This window comes from Pseudarthrobacter sp. L1SW (genome assembly GCF_020809045.1).
Lineage (GTDB): Bacteria > Actinomycetota > Actinomycetes > Actinomycetales > Micrococcaceae > Arthrobacter.
Map to the genome: position 1 here is coordinate 137377 of NZ_CP078079.1, position 20267 is coordinate 157643.

The 20267-nt window shown below is 65.1% G+C and carries 20 protein-coding genes; 9 read left to right on the forward strand and 11 right to left on the reverse strand.

The window, feature by feature from the left end:
- Window positions 1–14: 14 nt before the first annotated feature.
- Together KTR40_RS00675 and KTR40_RS00680 are read left to right on the forward strand one after the other, a co-directional pair.
- Window positions 15–452 carry a hypothetical protein gene (locus KTR40_RS00675; protein ID WP_139027369.1) on the forward strand — a complete coding sequence of 146 codons (438 nt, stop codon included), beginning with the start codon at window positions 15–17 and terminating at the stop codon, window positions 450–452.
- Complete coding sequence (locus KTR40_RS00680) at window positions 439–1101, forward strand: hypothetical protein (protein ID WP_228404955.1); 663 nt, start codon at window positions 439–441, stop codon at window positions 1099–1101. Before KTR40_RS00675 ends, KTR40_RS00680 begins: the two co-directional genes overlap by 14 nt.
- Before the next feature lie 38 nt (window positions 1102–1139).
- Here KTR40_RS00680 and KTR40_RS00685 read toward each other — a convergent pair whose 3' ends face one another.
- The 4 genes from KTR40_RS00685 to KTR40_RS00700 form a co-directional block, all read right to left on the reverse strand.
- On the reverse strand, window positions 1140–1703 hold the full coding sequence (locus KTR40_RS00685; RefSeq protein WP_228404956.1) for a hypothetical protein: 564 nt from the start codon (window positions 1701–1703) through the stop codon (window positions 1140–1142).
- A gap of 365 nt (window positions 1704–2068) precedes the next feature.
- A complete protein-coding gene (locus KTR40_RS00690) occupies window positions 2069–2749 on the reverse strand; it encodes a response regulator transcription factor (RefSeq protein WP_139027372.1) in 681 nt (226 codons plus the stop codon).
- The gene (locus KTR40_RS00695; protein WP_228404957.1) at window positions 2742–4094 is read right to left on the reverse strand and encodes a sensor histidine kinase; all 1353 of its coding nucleotides are present in this window, start codon (window positions 4092–4094) and stop codon (window positions 2742–2744) included. Before KTR40_RS00695 ends, KTR40_RS00690 begins: the two co-directional genes overlap by 8 nt.
- A gap of 151 nt (window positions 4095–4245) precedes the next feature.
- Window positions 4246–5262: a restriction endonuclease subunit R gene (locus KTR40_RS00700; protein ID WP_139027374.1), complete on the reverse strand. Its 1017-nt coding sequence runs from the start codon at window positions 5260–5262 to the stop codon at window positions 4246–4248.
- 68 nt (window positions 5263–5330) lie between these two features.
- Here KTR40_RS00700 and KTR40_RS00705 point away from each other — a divergent pair, with 68 nt between their 5' ends.
- A complete protein-coding gene (locus KTR40_RS00705; RefSeq protein ID WP_228404958.1) occupies window positions 5331–5747 on the forward strand; it encodes a DUF6379 domain-containing protein in 417 nt (138 codons plus the stop codon).
- A 24-nt stretch (window positions 5748–5771) separates the two neighbouring features.
- On the opposite strand, the gene KTR40_RS00710 is transcribed toward KTR40_RS00705, so the two are convergent.
- On the reverse strand, window positions 5772–7034 hold the full coding sequence (locus tag KTR40_RS00710) for an ROK family protein (RefSeq protein ID WP_228404959.1): 1263 nt from the start codon (window positions 7032–7034) through the stop codon (window positions 5772–5774).
- Between the two features lie 106 nt (window positions 7035–7140).
- Between KTR40_RS00710 and KTR40_RS00715 the strand changes: the two genes are divergently transcribed.
- The 6 genes from KTR40_RS00715 to KTR40_RS00740 all read left to right on the forward strand — a co-directional run bounded on the left by KTR40_RS00715 (window position 7141) and on the right by KTR40_RS00740 (window position 14121).
- Window positions 7141–8181: a Gfo/Idh/MocA family protein gene (locus KTR40_RS00715; protein WP_228404960.1), complete on the forward strand. Its 1041-nt coding sequence runs from the start codon at window positions 7141–7143 to the stop codon at window positions 8179–8181.
- 134 nt (window positions 8182–8315) lie between these two features.
- On the forward strand, window positions 8316–8972 hold the full coding sequence (locus tag KTR40_RS00720) for a hypothetical protein (RefSeq protein ID WP_228404961.1): 657 nt from the start codon (window positions 8316–8318) through the stop codon (window positions 8970–8972).
- A 172-nt stretch (window positions 8973–9144) separates the two neighbouring features.
- Window positions 9145–10641, forward strand: coding sequence for an MFS transporter (locus KTR40_RS00725; RefSeq protein ID WP_228404962.1), 1497 nt, complete (start codon window positions 9145–9147; stop codon window positions 10639–10641).
- A gap of 16 nt (window positions 10642–10657) precedes the next feature.
- Window positions 10658–12235, forward strand: a complete 1578-nt coding sequence (locus tag KTR40_RS00730) for a GMC oxidoreductase (protein WP_228404963.1) — start codon at window positions 10658–10660, stop codon at window positions 12233–12235.
- A gap of 54 nt (window positions 12236–12289) precedes the next feature.
- Window positions 12290–13240 (forward strand): LysR family transcriptional regulator, encoded by a 951-nt coding sequence (locus KTR40_RS00735; protein ID WP_139027381.1) that lies wholly within the window; start codon window positions 12290–12292, stop codon window positions 13238–13240.
- Window positions 13241–13338: 98 nt separating this feature from the next.
- A complete protein-coding gene (locus KTR40_RS00740) occupies window positions 13339–14121 on the forward strand; it encodes an SDR family NAD(P)-dependent oxidoreductase (RefSeq protein ID WP_228404964.1) in 783 nt (260 codons plus the stop codon).
- A 91-nt stretch (window positions 14122–14212) separates the two neighbouring features.
- Here KTR40_RS00740 and KTR40_RS00745 read toward each other — a convergent pair whose 3' ends face one another.
- The 6 genes from KTR40_RS00745 to KTR40_RS00770 form a co-directional block, all read right to left on the reverse strand.
- Window positions 14213–14989, reverse strand: a complete 777-nt coding sequence (locus tag KTR40_RS00745; protein ID WP_228404965.1) for an SDR family NAD(P)-dependent oxidoreductase — start codon at window positions 14987–14989, stop codon at window positions 14213–14215.
- A gap of 1 nt (window position 14990) precedes the next feature.
- Window positions 14991–15989, reverse strand: coding sequence for a fumarylacetoacetate hydrolase family protein (locus KTR40_RS00750; protein WP_228404966.1), 999 nt, complete (start codon window positions 15987–15989; stop codon window positions 14991–14993).
- A 10-nt stretch (window positions 15990–15999) separates the two neighbouring features.
- Window positions 16000–17073 (reverse strand): amidohydrolase family protein, encoded by a 1074-nt coding sequence (locus KTR40_RS00755; protein ID WP_228404967.1) that lies wholly within the window; start codon window positions 17071–17073, stop codon window positions 16000–16002.
- Window positions 17070–18194: an FAD-dependent oxidoreductase gene (locus KTR40_RS00760; RefSeq protein WP_228404968.1), complete on the reverse strand. Its 1125-nt coding sequence runs from the start codon at window positions 18192–18194 to the stop codon at window positions 17070–17072. The genes KTR40_RS00755 and KTR40_RS00760 overlap by 4 nt, the downstream gene beginning before the upstream one ends.
- A gap of 67 nt (window positions 18195–18261) precedes the next feature.
- Window positions 18262–19302 (reverse strand): cyclase family protein, encoded by a 1041-nt coding sequence (locus KTR40_RS00765; protein WP_228404969.1) that lies wholly within the window; start codon window positions 19300–19302, stop codon window positions 18262–18264.
- Window positions 19299–20261 carry a fumarylacetoacetate hydrolase family protein gene (locus tag KTR40_RS00770; protein WP_228404970.1) on the reverse strand — a complete coding sequence of 321 codons (963 nt, stop codon included), beginning with the start codon at window positions 20259–20261 and terminating at the stop codon, window positions 19299–19301. The genes KTR40_RS00765 and KTR40_RS00770 overlap by 4 nt, the downstream gene beginning before the upstream one ends.
- Window positions 20262–20267: the final 6 nt, after the last annotated feature.

A 20267-nucleotide genomic window follows, 5' to 3' on the forward strand; every position in this document is an offset into this window, starting at 1 on the left:
GACAAGGAACGAGTATGTTCGACATCTATAAGCGCGAGTACAAAGATCCACTCTTGGGGCTCAAGTACGTTGCTGACCCAGATCGTCTGGTTACGTTGCAAAGGGTAGCCGGGTTGGCACATCGCCCCGGAGCCGCCTTCAAAATGACTGTCGGGGAGGCAGTTATTCCCTTTGAAGTTACCGGCGACATGTTGACTGATCCTGAAACTGGGCAAGAGTTCATTCTCCGACGGTTTCAGTCTTTCGGGGCCAGTCCTACCGCAAAACTCCTGGGACAGATTGAGCCCTACGAGTTCACTAATGAGGAGACAAGAGCAAGATTCCTCTTGCTTGCGGCAGAGGCGCTGATTGTCTTTGGTTGGAGCTACGACGGCTTCTCTCAAGATGAGGGATTTATCCGCGTAGATGTAGGCGGACGAACACTGACTCTCCGGGACATTGCCCATCCCTGAAGCGCCTACAGTTCGAGTTGAAGTGCCCTCGGCTCAGGGGATTGGTATTGATGCGATCAAAGGTTGGATGATGGGGAACGAAGACGGACGCTCGGATCACGACAACCACCCAGAGGATGCCAGTGAATCTGACTCAGTTGCTCAAATAAGGGTTGGCGCGGGCTGGCATGCTCGCCGCCATTTATACCGCGGATGGACTCGGGAACAAGCCATCGAACGAATGCAATCAGTCGCACCAGGGTTCCCACTCGAAGCTTATGAACGGGAACTCAGCCGGGCGATGGAAATGGCAGAGAAAAGCAGGCAAGACGATCTCCGGCGCCGGCAACTGGAAATTGAGGAAGCCAAGAAACTAGATGTGCTGAACGCAGTATTCGTCCTATACCTCCTTAATACGAGATACGGCAGCCACTACGTCGAGGATGGCTTGGGCTATATCGACATACAGCATGAACTGGGCAGCACTTTCTCATCACAGGAGATCGAAACGGCCAAGCACAAAACGCAGGATGTCATCGAATACGCCTCGAACCTAGTGTGGCGCTCCTGGGATGGCCCCCACTTGGAAGATCTGCGGGCCAAGTTTCCCGAGTGCAACGACAACAACCTTTCAGCAACTATCGGGCACGCGTACTGGCTCAACCGATAGCCAGTCCCATAAAGAATCACTGCTGAATCGCGTGCAGCTTATCGGTGTTCCCAGAGCAATCTGCTGATGATCAGATTAAGTTCGGCACGATCGACTTCTGGATGGGTGTCTGCCCAGGCCTTCAGCGCGTCATAGTATTCGCCGAGGAGAGGTCCGCCCGGGTCGGGCACGCTTTGCGCTTCTTTGTTGAGGGCGCCGCTGGCTGCTATGAATTTCTGGCCTCGCTCTGTGCCGAATTCCTCCAGGAATCGCTCATCCCCGGTTGGCACCTGTTCCCCGGCTTTGGGCGCCGGGTCCTCTCTGTACTGACGCCATGCTTCACGGTGGGCTTTCAGTGCTGCACTAAGTTCTTTGTCGACGCCCCCTCGCAGTCGTTCTACTCGGTGCTCGGGGGTCTCTTCCTTGTAAGGGTCCATGTTGGGCAAGGGGTCGCTGTTCAGTGCGTGTTCACCGACGTTGTGTCGATTTCGGCGGCCGATCAAGTGACCGATCCCGTTGCCGAAAACTACTCCGACTGCGATCCAGGGCAGCTGCCGCATCAGCAAGGTGAGTAACGAGCCGACCAGCAGGCCGAGAACCATGCCCTGATCAACTGGATCCAAGGAGCGCCAGGCGCCTTCCTTGAACACCCGTCGTCGACGAACCACCGGATCAGCCGCTTTCGCGGGCGCGGTCAGTTAGCACGTAGATATCCTCCCGCTGAGCAAATGACGGACCGGGCTTTCGAGATCGTCGATAACAGTATGCCCGGTATCTCTCACTTCCTAGGATTGCGCGTTGAGGGATCCTTCACCGTGCTACACGAAGGATCTAACTAGCCGGTCCAAAGCGATAAAAGCTAAGCGGCCGACGCCTACAAGCACCAGGGCGCTTGCGACCAAAATCAGGTGACAGCAAAAGAGTGCAAAGCCTATTCCGAGGGTGGTGAGAAACACCAGGTTCATGGCAACTGTCGTGGTGATGTCCATCAGCTGCCTAGGAGCCGGCGCTCGTGGGCGAAGGCGACCAATTGCAGGCGGGTGCGTAACGTCAGCTTGTCCAGTACGCTGCGCAAGTGGCTCTTAATAGTGGCCTCGGAAACAAAGAGAGCTTCGGCCATCACCGCGTTACTGAGCCCTTTGGCGGCGAGCAGGAAAACGTCTCGTTCTCGCGGTGAGAGGACGCTGAGGACTGACAGGTCCGGGTCGGCAGGTTGGCTTTGGCCGGCGTGCGCGAACAGGGAATGCACAGAGCCGGGCGCTATCACTGAATAGCCTGAGTGGACGGTCCTTATAGCTGCTAGCAAGAACTCGGGTTCGGCGCTTTTGAGCAGATACCCGCTGGCACCTGCCTGAACGGCGTCTACGACGGACTTATCCCTGTTGAAGGTAGTAAGGGCGATGATCCTTGGCCGGTCGGTGTTGTTCGCGTCCGCCCACTCAATGATGTGCCGGATGGCGGTAACACCGTCCATGACAGGCATGCGCAGGTCCATCAGCATCACGTCCGGGCGCCTCTCGGTAGCCAGTGCGACAGCTTCCTTGCCATCGCTGGCTTCCCCGCAGAACTCCATGTCGCTCTGGCTTTCGATCAACATCTGGATCCCGGCCCTGAACAGCGGCTGGTCATCGACCAGTGAAACTTTGATGCCGGCTGCCGCGTCAGACACGATCCTTATCTCCTACCGCTGCAGGATGATCCTTGCCACTGAGTATTGATTCACCGGTGCTGGTGCCTTCGCCGGCAGGCCGCTCATCACCGGTCCGGTAGGGAATGAACACCGCTACCCGGAATTCCTCCCCGTCTTGCCCTGCTGACAGCCAGCCCCCTGCCAAGTGGGCGCGTTCCCTCATCCCAGGGAGACCCCTTCCCAACCGTTCCGATTCCAAGGAGCCTTGATCTCCCTGCAGAGTGCTTTTCGTCCCTGATGCCACATGCAGTGTCAGGCCCGGTCCGCTCCAGTCGAAATGCGCTCTTACCGCGGTCCCCTGCCCTCCGTGCTTAAGGGCATTAGTCAGGCACTCCTGAACAATCCGGAAGACAGCAACCTGCTGCCCGTCCGACAGGGCCGCCGGGCTCGCAGCTTCGGTGACGGTGATCTTCAGGCTGTCCTGCATCCCCTCAATCAGGGGCTTGATGTCACTGAGTCGCGGCTGCGGAGTCGCCTGGCCGTCCTCCCGGACTCCCTCGATGACGCGCTGGGCGTCGATGAGAGCGGTACGGGCAGATCCGGCGATATTCTCCAATGCATTGAGCACGGGCTTTGGCTGGTCAGCGCTCAAATATCGCGTTCCGTCGGCCTGAGCCGCGATAACCGCCAGAGAATGAGCGAGAACATCATGAAGGTCCCTGGCTATCCGGGTCCTCTCCTGTTCAACGATCAGGTCCACCTCAGTTTCCTTAAGAATGTTCTGGGCCAGCTCTCTGGAGCGGAACAGATGGCCGCGTTCCTGGTAAAGGGCAAGAACGAGACCAATGACGTAAAAGGCTGCAGCAACCAAAGCAAGCACCGAGAAGACCTGCCACCCGTACCTGCGCAGAAGGAAGCTGTCCCCGCCCTCCATGGGGTAGAGCCAGCCAACACCCCCGCCGTACCTCCACGAAATCAGCAGGAACGTCATAACCCCGGCGAACACCAAATTTCCCAGTCCTGCGATGATGCGCATTCGGCGACCTGCGGTCCAGACGATAAACCCCAGCGCAATGAAGGATCCGAAGTAGATGGGCCAGTGATTCGCGTACATCGCCGGGATATCATGTGTCAGCTGCCCTGCGAGAAGCGCCGCCACCAGCGCTAGAGAGACCAAAGGCTGCCACACGGCCACACCAATGGCCAGGGTAGTCAGCACAAGCGGCCAAGTCCCGGACCAGGTGAACAAGCCGGCGTTGCCCACTGCTCCGTTCGGTCCAACGCCACTCATACGGCCGGCTTCAGCAACACACCACAAGGAGAAGAACACGACAGCCGCCACAGGAGCGCCCCAACGCCGTCCAAAGTTCAAAACTGGTTCCATGCCTGTCACACTATCCACCGCAACGAACCCGCCCTGTCGGGACCTCGAAATATCCACCTAGAAGCCAACAACATTCATCCCCAGGGCTAACCATGCGATGCTCGGACCCGTCGAAGGCCACGTGTTGCGACGTCCGTGATAGAGCGTTGCCTTAGCCACCGAGAGTCTGGGCCGCCGGCACTGCGTCCGCGAGTGCTGCCCCTGCCAGTGCGAGGTGGCTGCGCGTCATCTCCGTGGGGTCATCCTGCAGCCACTCGTGGCCTCCCCACTCACTGGTGAGCGTGCCGCTGAAGCCGTTCCGGCACAGGAGGCCGCCCAGGTCCCGCAGCGGCCGTGAAACCCGCCCGCCGTCGTCGTCCAGGTCCCAGAACTTGAGGTGGAAGGCGCCCACCAGGGGCAGGATGTCCTGCAGCTCCGAGGCATCGCTGCGGCCAAAGCGGATGAGCAGGTTCATGTAGAGGGTGTGGATCCGCGGTGGCACGTTGCCTGAACGGAGCAGGGCTGTGACGGCTTCATGAGTGGCGGGATCGAGCCACTCATTCTCAAGGCGGGCCATGAGTTCCGTGGCTATGCCGCCCTGCCACAGTTCTTCGAGGTAGGTGACCGGAAGTGCAGGCATCAGCATGCTGATATCCACGAGGACCCGTACACGGTCATCTGCAAGCCCGGCAATGACTTCCAGGGCAGGTTCGACGGCGGGACTTCCGGGAGCCTGCTGCCCCTGGATTTCCTCGTACAGCACCAGGTCCAGTTCGTGCAGCAGCGGCCGCACCCGCGCGAGGAGGTCCACGCCCGCCTGCCCGATCGGCAGCCTGACACCGCTCGCGCCAACCCGATGGGCGGCCCGCAGCTGCGGGACCAGGAAGTCCAGGCGCTCCTGCAGGGACCGGGGACGGGCTGGTGGGGTGAAGTCGTCCAGGCTGGCGCCAACAATGCTGATGCGGCCGCCTTTGGCCGCCAGGGACTCCCGCAGGCCGTCTACTTCACCGCCTTCCGGTGAGGGAAATGACCGCCACACCAGGCCGGGTTCCAGCTCAACTGTCTTCGCAGCGGTGTCGGCAATGTCCGCAACTATGTCCTGGGCTGTCCTGCGGGCAGCAATGATTTCCGGAGCCCAGTTGAAGGTGCTGGCGCAAAAGGTCCAGCTGCCGGGAAGTTCAGAAGCCATAGGGCGTCTTCCCCTTTATGCTAGTTAGCGACAAACTTATGTCTGTTTCAGAATAAAGGATGGAAGCCATGTTGGAAACCGCCTTGCGCGAAGATGCGCTGACCGCTGTTCCGGGGGGATTTGAGCTGCGGCTCGGCCTGCCATGGATCCGCTCCATGCCCCTGTCCAGCATTGCCGGGCTGTCCGTGGCGGTGGACGGCGTCGGTGTCGAGCCGGGGGAGTTGTCGGTGATGTTGGGGCCGCGGCGCGTCCATCCCGCGGCCCTGCAGGCGGAGCCCGGCTGGTGGTTCGTGCAGGACAGGCTCGTCCTGGAGGGCCAGCGCAAACTCTCGAGGGGGCCGCATGACGTCGCCGTCGACCTCCTGCTGATGGTGCCGTACCTGCAGGCCCACCCCGGCTCTCCACTGGTCCTGCCGTTCCATTTGGAGGCCCGGCTTGGGCTTGACCGGGTACCGGTTCCAAGCGTGTCGCGCGATGTCGCCTGAAATTACCGCTGCGTAGCTGCGGACCTAGGCGGGGACGGACATGCGTTCCGGCGATGGCCGTCCGTCGGCGAACCAGCGCGGGAAGGTGACATCAAACAGCTGCTCGCGGGCCAGTTCGGCTCCGCCGCGCAGCGGCTCCCGCTCATCATTCACCGAGAGGGTGATGGTGAGGTCCCGCGTGGCAAGGGGCAGCGACAGTTCGTAGACGCGCTGCCGCACTTCGGCGAGGAAAACTTCACCGGCCGAGCCCATGGCCCCGCCGATGACAATCACGCTGGGGTTGAACATGTTCACCAGCGCAGATATCGTCTCGCCGGCTACCCGGGCCGATTTCTGGACGAGGGAGATCGCCAGTGCGTCCCCGGCCTGGGCTGCGAGGGTGATCTCCTCCAGTGACAGCCCGCCCTTCCTGGCCGCCGCAGCAAGTGTGGTGTTGGCGCCGTCCTTGATGGCCTCTTCTGCGTCCCGCACCAGGGCCCAGCCGCCGGCCACCGCCTCCAGGCAGCCGATCTTGCCGCAGCGGCATTGGGCATCCGAATCCGAAACCCGGACATGGCCGATATCACCTGCCGCGCCATTGGCGCCACGATGGATCCTGCCCTTCGACAGCAGGCCGGCTCCGATGCCCGAGCCGATTTTGCAGTAGATGAGGTCCACCAGGGAGTCGCGCCGGCGGGCGCGTTCGCCAAGGGCCAGCAGGTTGGAATCGTTGTCCACCCACACGGGGGCATTAAAGCGCTCCTCAAACGGAGTCCGGACATCGAAACCGTTCCAGCCGGGCATGATCGGCGGTGCCACCGGGTGGCCTGTGGCGAAGTCGACCGGGCCGGGCAGTCCCACCACCACGCTCCAGACGGGCACGTCGGGATGCTTCTTGAGCACCTCGTCGACGAGGGCCATCACGGCGTCGATGGTCTTCTCAGGTCCCTGGGCAATGTCCCAGTGACGGTGCACGTGGTCCACGACGTCGCCATCAAGCGCCGCTATACCCACCCGGATATGGGCCGCCCCAAGCGCGCAGATGATGATCCGCCCCTGCTCGGCCCGGAAGCGCAGCGTGCGCGGTGCGCGGCCACCGGATGAGGCGCCGAATTCACCCTCGCCGAGGAAGCCGATCGAAATGGCCTGGTCAACGCGCTGACTCACAACGCCCCTGCCCAGGCCGGTGACCTTTCCGATTTCGGGGCGGGTGGTGGCTTCACCCGTCCGCACCAGGTTGACGATTCGAAGCAGGCTGGTCACTTCGTCCGTCTGTGCCCCAAAGCGGAGGGTGGAGTCTGTCGTCATGGCAACAATTCTCACACATTGCGGCGCACTAAGGTGCAGGTTTGCCAGGACTATCGCTAAAACCTTCCCGACTTATGAATAATAAAGACATAAGAAAGGGGTGACCATGCCTTGGAACGTTGGGATTCTTGGGGCAGGGCCGGGTGTCGCCGCCCTTCACCTGCCGGTGTTGGGGCGGCTTGCAGGCGTGTTCAGCGTGGTGCACATTGCGGATGCCGGCAGCGGCAGGGCCCGGGGGCTGGCCGAACGGGTCGGCGCCCGCTGGTCAGAAGGAGAAGCGGAGGTGCTGGCGGATCGCAGTGTGGATGCGGTGCTGATCTGCAGCCCGCAAGCTGACCACGCACGCCAGATCCTTGCCGCGCTGGCAGCGGGTAAGCGCGCCATTTTCTGTGAAAAGCCGCTGGCCACCAGCCGAGTGGAAGCGGAGGACGTCATCCTGGCCTGCCGGACTGCCGGTGCTGTCCTCCTGGTAGGAACGAACCACCTGTTTGATGCCGCGTGGGGGCGGGCGAAGCACCACCTTGTGGCCCTGGAGGGCAGGGTGCAGGCCATCTCCGTGACTCTGGCGCTTCCGCCGAACGACAGATACCACCGGCTGGTCGCCGAAGGCGGTCCCTTCCAGGCGGGCAGGCGGGGGCGACCCGACCTTGGTGACCCTGCCGTGGCGGCCGGGGTCCTGAGGCAGTTGTTGACTGGTCTTGCGGTCCATGATCTTCCGGCGGTGCGGGACATCGCGCCGGGCATTGACGAAGTGGTCTATGCGAGGCTGGCTCCGCCCATCGGCTACCTCGTGGGGTATCGGGCCGGCGGCGTCCTGGTCCAGTTGGCGCTCACCATGCTTCCGGCGGGTCCCGATGCCCTGTGGAGGATGAGCATCTGCACGTCCCACGACCGGCTCGAGGTGAATTTCCCACCTGCCTTTGTCCATGCCGGAAGCGCCGCCATCCGGGTGCGAAGCGTGGATGGGCAATGGACGGAGTACCGGCGCGATGAGGAAGACGGCTATGTGACCGAATGGCGCCTGTTTGCCTCGCTCCTTGAAGGGGATGCCCCGGTGGAGTACGACGAACTGCTGGCTGACGCGCACTATGCGATCGACCTTGCCGACGCTGCAGCCGCCAAAATGCTTGAAGGAGTGCGGCAGTGAACCGGGCCCGCGTCTTCACGAAGCTGCCTGAATATGCCGCTGCAGCGGCGGAACTTCCCGTCAGTGCCGCACTTGCCGGTGACGGGAGGGGCGCCGTGGTTGTTGTCCCGGGATCGGGAGATTGGTGGAACGCCATGCTTGCTGCCGCGGCCGGGGGAGCTGCGGCTGTGGTGGTTGCCCAACCTGCGGTGCTTCGGCAGGGGGATGTTGGGGCTTTCCCCTGGCCCGGCGATATTCCGGTGGCTGTGGAGCGTCCCCGCCTGCGTCCCGATGTTGTTGCTGATGCCCTCCGGGCGCGTCGTGGCACCCCGCCCGGCCTGGTAACTGTCGACTGTGCGGCCCCCTCCGCGGCCCTGGACAGCGTCATCCTCGATGGCCTCGGCTGGGCACGGTTCCTTGCTGGAGGATCCTTGACCTTCCGGGCCGGTCTTGCCGCGGCCCAGGGCAGGATGGCGCTCCTGGATTCGGTGGAACCAGCCGGCTCCGGCGGCGGATCGGTTCCCGCCACGCTGGCAGCCACACCCATTGGCGGGCGCCATTCGGGAGGCCTGCTCCAGGTGTTGGCCCTCGGCGAGGTGCGGTCCGAAATTACGGTGGACCAGCCCGCGGGGCTGACCCGGGTAGAGACCTGCACTGAGGAAGGCGCGCTGAGGGCTCCCGAACGGTACGAATCGTCAGCCCGGCTGGCTCTCCGCCGGGCCATCGAGGCCTGCTGGTCGGGTGCGCCGGTGCCGGACCTGGATGAGCTGGCCGAAGACCAGGCCCTTGCCCGGACGCTGCTTGAGGCGTAGCCGATGGGCCTCGACCGAACGTCCATTCCTGACATGCTTATGTTGTTTTCTGACTAAAGTGGGCTATGATGGTAGCGGCGCCGGGGTTCCCCGCGGACCCGTTCTCCGTCGTGATGGTGCGCCGGAGGCACACCACGTCGCGTCGACGGCCCGATCGTTCGGGCAGATCACTATGCCACTTTCGCCTGTAAGACTCCGCCTCCTCGTTGCCTCCCTGTTGACTGTCTCCTTCCTGGGGGCGCTGGACCATACAGTGGTGTCCACGTCCCTGGCCACCATCGCCGGTGAGCTCGGCGCCCTCAAACTCATGAGCTGGGTTGTGGTGGGCTACACGCTGGCCAGCACCGTACTGCTGCCCGTGCTGGGGAAACTCGGAGACGTCCTGGGCGCCCGCCGGATCTTCCTCGCATCGCTGGTGATGTTCCTGGCGTCTTCCCTGGCCTGCGGCTTTGCCACCGATATGGCCTGGCTCATCGCCGCCCGCATCCTGCAGGGCATGAGCTCCGCCGGCCTGCAGCTGATGTCCCAAACCATCATTGCCCGCGTGACCACCCAACGTGAACGGCCGCGCTACATGGCGATCATCGGCGCAGCGTTTCCCATCGCCATCCTGGTTGGCCCCGTCCTGGGTGGTGCCATCACCGATTACTGGGGCTGGCAGTGGGTCTTCTGGATTAATATCCCCGTAGGGGCCGCAGCCCTGGCGCTCGCGCTGTTTGCCGTTCCGCACCTGGAGCCGGGACCCGCGCCCCGCCGCTTCGATGTTGCCGGGTCGGTTGTTTTCACCGCAGCCCTGGTGGCCCTGGTACTGGCCGCCACGTGGGCGGCCGAACGAAGCTCCGGGCCGGCCACCGCCGTGGCGCTGGCAGCCAGCATCCTTGGCTTCATCGCGTTCTTCCTGATCGAGCGCGGAGCTGCCGAGCCCATCGTGCCGCTGCATTTCTTCGCCAACCGGACGATAGCTGCCGGCACGGCGCTCTCGGCGATCATCGGCGTCGGGCTCTTCTCCATCACTGCCTACCTTCCCACGTACTTCCAGATGGCGTACCAGACCACCGCCACCGTGTCAGGCCTCGTGCCCATCGCCACGGTCTTCGGCATGCTGATCAGCAACCTGCTCACCGGCTGGTTGGCCAGCCGCACGGGACGGTACCGCATCTTTCCGATCCTGGGGACCATGCTGGGAGCCGCTGGGTTGTTTGTGATGGCGGGGCTGCCCGCGGGCCTTCCGCTGTGGGCTCCCATGATTGTCATGGGCGTTGTTGGCATGGGCACGGGCGCGTTCATGAGCCTGATCGTTGCCGTGGTCCAGGGCGCTGCCCCGGCACACCAGACCGGCACCATCACCGCCACCATCAACCTCGTGCGGCAAGTGGGGTCAACGGTGGCGACGGCGGTCATCGGCGGGGTAATCGGCTCCGGGGTGGCGGCACTCCTGCCAGCCGGGCTGGACGCCTCCACGCTGACCCCGCAGCTGGTCCATGCTGCGGCACCGGATGTGCAGGCCAGCGTTGCCCAGATCTACGGAACCGTCTTTACCCCTATCTTCATTGCCCTGGCGGCCGCTTATGCCCTGGGAATCGTTGCGGCGGTCCTGCTTCCCCACGGCCGTCTTTCCGACGAGCCAATTCCCGTTTCCCCTACCCCTTCCGAAAAACTCTCGGCCTGATTTCAAAGGAGACATCATGTCCAATCCCACTATCGCCATTGTTGGCAGCGGACCGATCGGTTCCACCTATGCCCGCGTGCTCCTGGAACAGGTCCCCAGCGCACGGGTGGTCATGTTCGAGGCCGGACCGCAGCTGACGGACGTTCCCGGCGAGAGCGTGCGCAACATCGCCGATCCCGCCGCGAAAGCACGTGCCAGGGAAATGTCACAGGGGCCGCAGGCGGGGGAGTTCCGGGAATCCCTCGGCATTCCTGCTGCCACAGTCACCGAGGGCATGTTCACGGCACGGCAGGGCACCCACCTGCTGGATTTCGGCGGAACGGGCTCCGCCCACGCTTCCTCCTTCCCGGCAGCGGCTGCGGCCACCAACGTGGGGGGCCAGGGTGCGCACTGGACCTGCGCGACGCCGTCGCCCGCCTTCAGCGAGAAGATCCCCTTCATCGCGGATGACGAATGGGACGGACTGATTGAGGAGGCCAAGCAGCTCCTGCACGTCCACAGCGCCGCGTTCGCCGACTCGAAAGTCGGCGAGGCCATCCGGTCCCTCCTGGACGAGGAATTCGGTGCGGAACTGCCGGCAGGCTACGGCGTGGGCACCCTTCCGGTGGCCGGGGACCCGCAGCCTGACGGGTCCGTGCGCTGGGCGGGGGCCGACGTCGTCCTCGGCCCGCTGATCGACAAGGACAGCCCGTTGGCCAAGCGGTTCGAACTCCGCGACCTGACTCTGGTCCGCCGCGTGGAACTGGACGGAAAGCGGGTGACCGGCGTGACGGTCCAGGACCTCCGGACGGGGGAGCAGTCCTTCGTGGCAGCAGACCTCGTGGTGGTGGCCGCGGATGCCTTCCGTTCGCCGCAGCTGCTGTGGGCCTCCGGGGTCCGGCCGGCGGCGCTTGGCCACTACCTGACCGAACACCCTGTGGTGATCTCCACGGTGGCGCTCGACGCCGAAAAGATGCAGCGCTACGCCACGGAGGAGGACCTGAAAGCCGAACTGGCCCGGCGGGCGCAGAATCCCGCAGACCCGGTAGCGGCTGTGAACCGCATCCCGTTCTCGGAGCCTGAGCACCCGTTCTCGGTGCAGGTGATGTACACCGAGAACACGCCGTTCCCCATGGAACCGGGTACGCCGTACTCGGAGAACCGCTGGGGCTACGTGAACATGGGCTACGGCATGCGCAAGCACCCCCGCTTCGAGGACGCCGTCACATTCGATGACACCGAGTCCGACTACCGCGGCTTCCCGAACATGACCATCGACTACGCGCTCACCGAACGCGAAGAAGCCGAGATCGCCGAGGCCACCGAGAGGCTGCGGCGTGCTGGCAAGGCGCTGGGCGTTTTTGTTGCCGAACCAAGGCTGATGCCCAACGGCTCGAGCCTGCACTACCAGGGCACCATGCGCATGGGGGAGACCGACGACGGTACCTCCGTGGCCGATCCGTGGTCCCAGGTGTGGGGCTACGAGAACCTGGTGGTGGGCGGCAACGCGCTCATCCCGACAGCAACGGCCATGAACCCGACGCTGATGAGTGTGGCCATCGCTGTCCGCGGTGCCCGGAAGGTTGCCGGGGAGCTGGGTCCAAGGAGCGAATAAGGCTACCTTTTGCGGGCGGGGCGCGGCGGGACGGGGCATGGATAACCTGTGGGTATGAAGAACCTGGACCTGAACCTGCTGCCCCACCTGCAGGTCATCCTGGAGTTGCGGAACATCACCAGGGCGGCGGAGCGCCTCCAACTGAGCCAGCCGGCCACCAGCGCGGCGATGTCCAGGCTCCGGCGCCATTTCGACGACGAACTCCTGGTCCGCAACGGCCGCATCTATGAGCTCACGCCCTTTGCGCAGTCGCTGGTCCCGCTGGTTGATGAAGCGATGCTCCACATCCAGCGGGCCACGCGCGTCAGGTCAGGGTTTGATCCCGCAACCAGTGAGCGGGAGTTCGTCATCGCGGCGTCGGACTATGCGGCTGCGCTGATCGTGGGGCCGCTGCGCGGGATCCTCCGGGAAGAGGCCCCGGGGGTGTCGGTGGATTTCGTCCCCACCGCAAAGACCGGGATCCAGGGCCAGATGGCCGATTACTCCAAGATCGACCTGCTGGTGGGGCCCACCGGCTACCAGATGCAGGGAGCCAGCAAACAAGTGTTCCGCGATAGCTTCGTTGCCATCGCCGATGCCGGGAACCCCCTGCTGCAGCAGCCCCGCCTGACCCTGGCGGACCTGACAGCCGTGCCCCACGCCGTCGGCTACTTCGGCGAGGGCATCAGCACCCCGGCGGACAAGCTGTTTGAGTCCAGGGGCTTCCAGCGCCGCGTGGCTGCGGTGGTGGCCGGGTTCCTGTCGCTGCCGCTCCTGGTCGAAGGGACGGACCTGGTGGCGCTCGTCCCGCGGATGTTGGCGGCCCGGGCCCAGCGAGGCGCGGACATCGTTGTGCTGGAGTTCTCCGAAGGCGCGGAAGCGTCCCTGGTGGAGGCGATGTACTGGCACCCGTCCCAAGCGGAGGATCCGGCCAGCGTCTGGCTCCGGTCCGTGGTCCAGCGGTCCTGCGCCCGGCTGCATGAACTCTTCCCCGCCGCCGCCCACGGGGTGACTATCCAGCCCTGATTATCCGGACGGCGAATACCACGTAGAGCCAAGACGCCGTTCCCCTTCCTGCCCATCCCTGCGAAAGTCGAGGAAACCCGCTTTCGAAAGGATGTCCCATGCCCGCTTCCAGCCAGCGCCTGGCCGGCAAGACCGCCGTCATCACCGGAACGGCCAGCGGCCAGGGCAGGGCAGCGGCGCTCGCCTTCGCGGCGGCAGGGGCTTTTGTGGTGGGCTGCGACATGGACGACGACGGCGCCGCGGCCACCGTCGCGGCAGTCACCGAAGCCGGTGGCCGGATGAGCAGCAGCCGGGTGGATCTCACGGACGAGGCAGCCGTGGCGGCCTGGGCCGCGGACGTCGTCGCAACGCAGGGCCAGGTCCACATCCTCTACGCCAACGCGGCAGTCACCCGCTTCGCCCCGGTGGAGCAGCTCACCTTCTCCGACTGGAAGTGGAACGTTGAACACGAAATGGACGTTGTGTTCCTGCCGGTCAAGTATTTCTGGCCCCAGCTGATCCAGGCCCGGAATGCCGCCATAGTGCTGGTGGGCTCCACTGCAGGAGTCACCGGGTCAATGACCAACGGCCGGCTGGCGCACACCGCCACGAAGGGTGCCGTGGTGGCGATGACAAAGCAGCTTGCGGCCGAGGGAGCGCCTCACGGTTTGCGGGTTAACGCGGTCAGCCCTGGCATGATCCGCACCGCGGCCACGGAAGGAAACCTGCTCGCTCCCGACCACCCGATGCGGAGCATCGCCGGGAGCATTCCCCTGGGCCGGATAGGCTCGCCGGAAGAAGTCGCCCAATGCGTGCTGTTCCTGGCCTCCGACGAAGCCTCGTACGTCACCGGCGCCAACCTGATGGTCGACGGCGGCTGGTCGGCGGTGCTGCCGGGCTGACCTTCGCCGTCCTCCCCCAACTAGGTAGCGCTAAGTGTCGTTTTGAGGGTTCAAAACGACACTTAGTGCTACTCAGTTGGGGTGGAGGGGGTCAGCGGAGGGCGTCGGCGATGGACTTGGCGCCGCCGTGGGAGGACTGGCCGCCGTCCACCGGGATCTCCGCGCCCGTCACGAAGGAGGACAGCGCGCTGAGCAGGAAGAGCACGACGCCGGCCACCTCCTCCACGTTTCCGGTGCGTCCCAGCGGGGTCTCGGCGAGGGTGGCGTGGCGGAACTCAGGTTTGGCGCTCGCGGTCATGGGTGTCTCGATGAAACCCGGGTGGACCGTGTTCACCCTAATCCCGCGAGGCCCGAGCTCCATGGCCGCCACCTGGGAGAGCCCGCGCAGCGCCCACTTGCTGGCCGTGTAGGCCACTGGATAGTGGGCGGTCAGGCCTGCGACGGAACCGACATTCACGATCGAAGCCCCGCCGGGCATCAGCGGCGCCAACGCCTGGATCCCCAGCAGGCTGCCGGCCACGTTCACTTCGTAAACCTCCTGCAGATCAGCCACGGAGGCGTCCAGGAGACGGCTGCGCTGCGTGATTCCGGCATTGTTGACCAGCCCGTCCACCTGCCGGCCCTCGGACCGGATCCATGAAGTCAATCGAGCCCAAGCGGCCGCATCGCTCACGTCCAGCTGCCGGTACAACAAGGATCCTCCGGGACTTGTGGACACATCTGCCAGCCCGGCAGGCATGTTCGCCGCAAGGTCTGTGGCGATGACCCGCGCCCCGGCCTCCGCCAGGAGCCGTGCTTCCGCGGCACCCTGGCCTCCGCCGGCGCCGGTAACCACCACGGTCCTGCCCTCAAGCTGAAGGGAAACCACGCTAAGTTCCGGCGTCAACCGCGGCGGCCACCCGGTTCCGTAGACGCGGCCGGGCAGGAACCCGGGTGATGGCTTCGCGCCGGGAACCGACGGTGTTCTCGATGGTACCGATGCCTTCCACGGTCATGCGGACAACGTCGCCGGTCTTCAGCGGCGGGGGAGTCTGGGAGCCGTTCCGTCCCCAGAGCTCGGCCAGGCAGCCGCTGCCGCAGGTGCCGGAGCCCAGCACATCGCCGGGCAGCACCACGGAATCCTGCGAGGCGTAGGCCACCAGTTCGGCGAAAGGCCACCCCATGTTGGAGAGCAGGTCTTGGCCAATAGTCTCGCCGTTGACTTCCACGGCCATGGAAATGGGCAGGAACCCTCCGCCGTCGTGCCGGTCCTCGAACTCGTCCGCGGTGACAATCCAGGGCCCCAAGGTGTTGGAGAAGTCCTTGCCCTTGCATGGCCCCAGGCTGACCTTCATCTCCCGCCGCTGCAGGTCCCGGGCGGACCAGTCGTTGAGGATGGTGTAGCCGAAGATGTGCCGGTGCGCCTGTTCGGCGGTGAGGTTCCGGCCGTCACTGCCGGGGAAGCGGCCGACGACGGCGGCCACCTCGGTCTCGAAGTCCAGGTCCGTGCAGCCCGCCGGAATACCAATCACCTCGCCAGTGCCCGTCACTGTATGCGGGTTGGTGAAGTAGAACGTCGGGGCCTCGTACCATTCAGGCACCACGCCGGCCACGCCGTCGATGCTCTTGCGCACGCCCTCGACGTGTTCCTCGAATGCCACGAAGTCCCGGATGGTGGCCGGGACAAGCGGGGCCAGCAGTTGCACCTCCGCCAGCGGAACGGGCACGGCGGAATCGATCGTCGCCCGGGCAACATCAAGCGTCTCCGCAAGTCCGGCGTCGAGCAGCGTCTGGACGGACTGGCCTGCGGGCAGGGCGTGGCAGGCGCCGTCATCAACAAAGCCGGACTGGGTCCGGCCGTCGTGATTCCAACGGGCAATCTTGACCATAAAAGCCTCCTTAGGCGGTGTGGCGGGCGGCGAAGGCGGATGCGGGCGTGATGCCTAAGGCGGCGGCGTTGCCGCCGAGTACTGCCGCCTCATCCGTTGCCGGCAGCTGGGCGTCGATGACTTCCGTGACGGGACTGTCCGAGCCCATGTCGAACGGATAGTCGGACCCGAGCAGTACCCGCTCCGGCCCCGCCGCCGCCACGAGCGCCCGCAACTCAGCGGGGCTGTGGACCAGCGAGTCGAAGTACAGCTTCTGCAGGTAGGACGACGGCGGTTCTGCGCACCCGTGTGCCTCCGGCCGTACCCGCCAGGCGTGGTCCGACCGGCCCAGGGTGGTGGGCAGGTAGCCGCCGCCGTGCGCCGCCAGGACTTTGAGGCCAGGGTGGCGGTCCAGGACGCCGGAGAAAATCAGGTGCGACAGTGCCACCGCGTTTTCCGCGGGCTGGGAGACGGTGTTGGCGAGGTAGAAACGGTCCAGCCGCTCATCCAGCGAGCAGCCGAACGGGTGCAGGAACACCAGGGCGCCCAGTTCTTCGGCGCGGCTCCAGAACGGTTCGAGCCTGGGGTCGGAGAGTTCCACGGTGCTGCGCTCCGGACGGTCCGGGGTGGCAGCGAACGATCCGATCTCGACGCCGAGCAGCCCGCAATCCAGCACCGCGTGTTCCAGGGCTTCCACCATCAGGGCGGGGTGCTGGAGCGGGACCAGGCCCAGGCCGTTGAGCCGCTCCGGTGCACGGTCCACGAACTCCCGCACCGCCTGGTTGGCCGCCTTCGCCACCTGCAGCGCAAGTTCCTCGCCGGCAAAGTAGTAAAAGTGCGACGGCGACGGCGAGACCAGCTGCACGTCCACGCCCTGGGCGTCCATGTCAGCGAGCCGGCGGTCCAGATCAGTCAGCTGCGGCCAACGCTCCTTGATCATTTTGCCCGAAACAGCCATGGACTCGGGTCCGTTGCGCCGCACCTCCAGGGCCTGCTGGCCGGCGAAGCCCGTCGGATCGGCCTCAGCGACGAGCTGCTGCAGTGCCGGGAGCAGGACGTGGGCGTGGACGTCGACTGTGGGGCTTTCACCAGGGCGGGTACTCATGCAGGTTCCTTCAGCAAGGTGGAGAGGGAGTGCATCAGGCCCGGGACATCGGCGTCGCGGACGCCGTCGAGCATCCACTGGCCCAGCTGGACTGACGCGTTAACCACGGTCCTGGCCCGGTCCAGGCGGCGGTCAGTGAATTCCTTCCAGAGCGTTTCGGTGACATCGTCGGCCTGGATCAGCAACTCGGCCAGCACGGCGGCGTCCTCCAGGGCCATCGCGGCACCCTGCGCCACCGTGGGCGGGCAGCTGTGGGCGGCGTCGCCGATGATCACGGTGCGGCCGCGGTTCCACGGGCCGTCCACCAGGTGGGTGGTGAACCACGTGTAGTTAATGCGGGCGCTGTGGTCCAGGTTGGCCCGGATTTCGTTCCACGGGCCGCCGTAGGCCGCCGCGAGTTCGGTCATGATGCGGGGGCCGTCCTCGTGCTTGCGCTCCTGGGCATTCTCCACGAGGTAGGCGTAGATGGTGTCCGGGCCGGTGGGGCAGTAGCCAGCGATGAAGCAGGGGCCGCCGTAGGTCAGGTCCGTGCGGACCACTTCCTCGGGCCGTTCCACGAAAGCGCGCCAAATGCCCATGCCGGTGGGCTGGGGCTCCACATCGATGCCGATCGCTTTGCGGACGGCGGAGTGCAGACCATCGGCACCGATCACGAGGTCATAGGTGGCCCTGCCGCCGTCGGCGGTGCTGACGGTGACGGAACCGCCGTCGTCTGTAATGTCGGTGACCGTCTTGCCGTAGCTGATCCGCGCGCCTGACTGCTCCGCACGTTCGCGGAGGATGGCAGTGAGGTCGGGGCGGTACATGCCCATGGTGGCAGGCAGGTCGTCGCCGCCGGTGCGGATGTCCTCCAGGACGGCGATGACGGTGCCCTCCGGGTTGGGAGCTCGCAGGCCCAAGGTGCTGAAACCATAGCCCTTTGCCTCCACCTTGTCCCAGACGCCCAGCTGGCGGAGCACCCGCAGGGCGTTTCCCTGCAGGGTGATCCCGGACCCGAGGGTCTGCGGGGCGTCGGCCTTCTCCAGGATTTCAACCTGGACTCCGGCGTCGGCCAGGAGGATGGCTGCGGCAAGCCCGGCGGCTCCCGCCCCAACGATTCCGACGTTCTGTACTGCTGCCATCGCTGACTCCTTTGTATTGACGGCGTTACTGCTGGTGGTTGTTGTACTGCAAGTTACCGGACTGTCTTTATCGAACGGCGATCGGGTTCACGGGAGATCCGACGGCTCCGGTAATGGGGAGCGGGGCTGCGGTAAGCAGGAAGTCGTACCTGCCGTCGGCCTCGCATGCCTCTGCCAGTCCGTCCGGATCCCACATCTCGCCCAGGAACAGGCCGAGGTTGGGGATGGCGATCTGGTGGAGGGGCTGGAACGCGCCATCGAATTCGTTGGGGCGGACCTCGAAGCCCCAGGTGTCAGTGGCGATTCCGGCGATCTCGCTGCGGTGCAGCCAGGGAGCGGTGCTGAAAGACAATCCCGGGGCTGAGCCTCCGGCGTAGTCACCCCAGCCGTCGCGCCGCACCCGGGTGTACTGGCCGGTGCGGATGACCACGATGTCGCCGCGCCGGACCTCGGAGCTGGAACCCTGCAGGTCGATGGTCCGCTGCAGGTGTTCGGGGGTGATCGCGAATCCGTCCGGCAGTTCGCCGCCGTTCCTTCCCAGTTCCGGGCCGAGGGCGCGGCCGACGTCGAGCAGGACGCCGCGGGTGACGATCTTGGCGGCGGCGGTCTCGATGCCGGTCACCAAGTCACCTTCGGAGGTGACCACGTCCCCGGCGGCGCGGCCGTTCCAGGCCTTGCCCTGGTCGAAGATGTGGCCCAGGCCGTCCCACTGCGTGGAGCACTGCAGCGGCATGGCGATCACATCGTCCGCGCCGCCGAAGCCGTGCGGGAAGCCCTGGTTGCCGCGTTCGGCGTCCACACCGGTGTCCGTCATGGTGTGCACGGGGTTGGTGCGGCGGCGCCAGCCCTTCTGTGGGCCGTTGGTGTCGAACGGCTGGGAGAGCGAGAACGCCTCACCGGTCTTCACGAGGGCGGCGGCCTCGACGCGCTTGCCGGCGTCGATAAAGTTCAGCGTCCCCAGGACGTCGTCCTGGCCCCAGCGGCCCCAGTTGTTGTGGGCCTGGGCCATGGCGCGGATGCTGCCAAGGGGATCGTCACGCCGGATAACCGGGGAATCAGTGGTTGATTCCCCGGTTCCGGTGGTAGGTGCTGTGTCCTGGGTGGTCACGGCTTGCTGCTTTCGGTGGTGGTTTCGTCTTTGCAGTGGATGAGCTGGGTGCCCAGCCCGGTGATGGTGCCTTCCATGACGTCCCCGTCCTGCAGGAGCCGGCCCCAGTGCTGGCCGTTTCCGGCAGGGCTGCCGGTGAGCACCAGATCGCCCGGGCGCAGCGGCATGATCTGCGAGGCTTCGCTGACGAGCTTGGCGACGCCGAAGATCATGTCGGACGTGGATTCGTCCTGCATGGCCTTGCCGTTGAGCTTGAGGGTGACCTGGACATTCTGCGGGTCGCCGAAGAACTTGGCCGGCACCAGCAGCGGCCCGGTGGGCAGGAAGCCCGGCGCGTTCTTTGCCCGGTACCAGTCCGAGCCAATGGCTGGCATGTCCTTGCGGAAGACGTACTCACGGGTGGTGATGTCGTTGACAATGGTGTAGCCGAACACGTGGTCCAGGGCTTCCTCGGGGGTGACCCGGAACGCTGTCTTCCCGATCACTGCCGCCAGTTCGAGCTCCCAGTCGTGGGACTTGGAGTAGGCAGGCAGGGTGAGGTCGTCCGTGGCGGACGCGATCGCCGTCGGAAGCCCGATGAAGAAGTACGGCGTGCCCTGGCCCGCGCGCTTGTCCATCATGACGGCTGTCCTGGCGCGCACTTCCTCTGCGTCCTCGCCAGGCTCGCGGTGCGCGACGGCAAGGTCTATTACATGCTTGCGGTAGTTCGCGCCCGTCTGCAGGATCTGGACCGGCTCCACCGGGGCGAGGATTTCGACGTCGGCCAGCGCCAGGCCGGCTTCCTTGCCCGCGGAGGCGGCCAGTGAGTCCAGCTGGCTTTCCGTGGTGTCCCAGTGCTCGATCAGGGAGTTGATGTCCCCGTCCAGCGGGAGGACGCGGTCTTCAACAACCAGTCCCACGCGTGCCTTGCCGTCACCGGACTCCTGGTAGCGGATGAGTGCATACTGTGCTTCGGCCATGATGCC

Bases quoted from the DNA above. Each gene is read 5' to 3' on its own strand.
- KTR40_RS00675 (WP_139027369.1), top strand. From the start codon at position 15: ATGTTCGACATCTATAAGCGCGAGTACAAAGATCCACTCTTGGGGCTC.
- KTR40_RS00695 (WP_228404957.1), bottom strand. From the start codon at position 4,094: ATGGAACCAGTTTTGAACTTTGGACGGCGTTGGGGCGCTCCTGTGGCG.
- KTR40_RS00700 (WP_139027374.1), bottom strand. From the start codon at position 5,262: ATGGCTTCTGAACTTCCCGGCAGCTGGACCTTTTGCGCCAGCACCTTC.
- KTR40_RS00705 (WP_228404958.1), top strand. From the start codon at position 5,331: ATGTTGGAAACCGCCTTGCGCGAAGATGCGCTGACCGCTGTTCCGGGG.
- KTR40_RS00710 (WP_228404959.1), bottom strand. From the start codon at position 7,034: ATGACGACAGACTCCACCCTCCGCTTTGGGGCACAGACGGACGAAGTG.
- KTR40_RS00715 (WP_228404960.1), top strand. From the start codon at position 7,141: ATGCCTTGGAACGTTGGGATTCTTGGGGCAGGGCCGGGTGTCGCCGCC.
- KTR40_RS00720 (WP_228404961.1), top strand. From the start codon at position 8,316: ATGCTTGCTGCCGCGGCCGGGGGAGCTGCGGCTGTGGTGGTTGCCCAA.
- KTR40_RS00725 (WP_228404962.1), top strand. From the start codon at position 9,145: ATGCCACTTTCGCCTGTAAGACTCCGCCTCCTCGTTGCCTCCCTGTTG.
- KTR40_RS00730 (WP_228404963.1), top strand. From the start codon at position 10,658: ATGTCCAATCCCACTATCGCCATTGTTGGCAGCGGACCGATCGGTTCC.
- KTR40_RS00735 (WP_139027381.1), top strand. From the start codon at position 12,290: ATGAAGAACCTGGACCTGAACCTGCTGCCCCACCTGCAGGTCATCCTG.
- KTR40_RS00740 (WP_228404964.1), top strand. From the start codon at position 13,339: ATGCCCGCTTCCAGCCAGCGCCTGGCCGGCAAGACCGCCGTCATCACC.
- KTR40_RS00750 (WP_228404966.1), bottom strand. From the start codon at position 15,989: ATGGTCAAGATTGCCCGTTGGAATCACGACGGCCGGACCCAGTCCGGC.
- KTR40_RS00755 (WP_228404967.1), bottom strand. From the start codon at position 17,073: ATGAGTACCCGCCCTGGTGAAAGCCCCACAGTCGACGTCCACGCCCAC.
- KTR40_RS00760 (WP_228404968.1), bottom strand. From the start codon at position 18,194: ATGGCAGCAGTACAGAACGTCGGAATCGTTGGGGCGGGAGCCGCCGGG.
- KTR40_RS00770 (WP_228404970.1), bottom strand. From the start codon at position 20,261: ATGGCCGAAGCACAGTATGCACTCATCCGCTACCAGGAGTCCGGTGAC.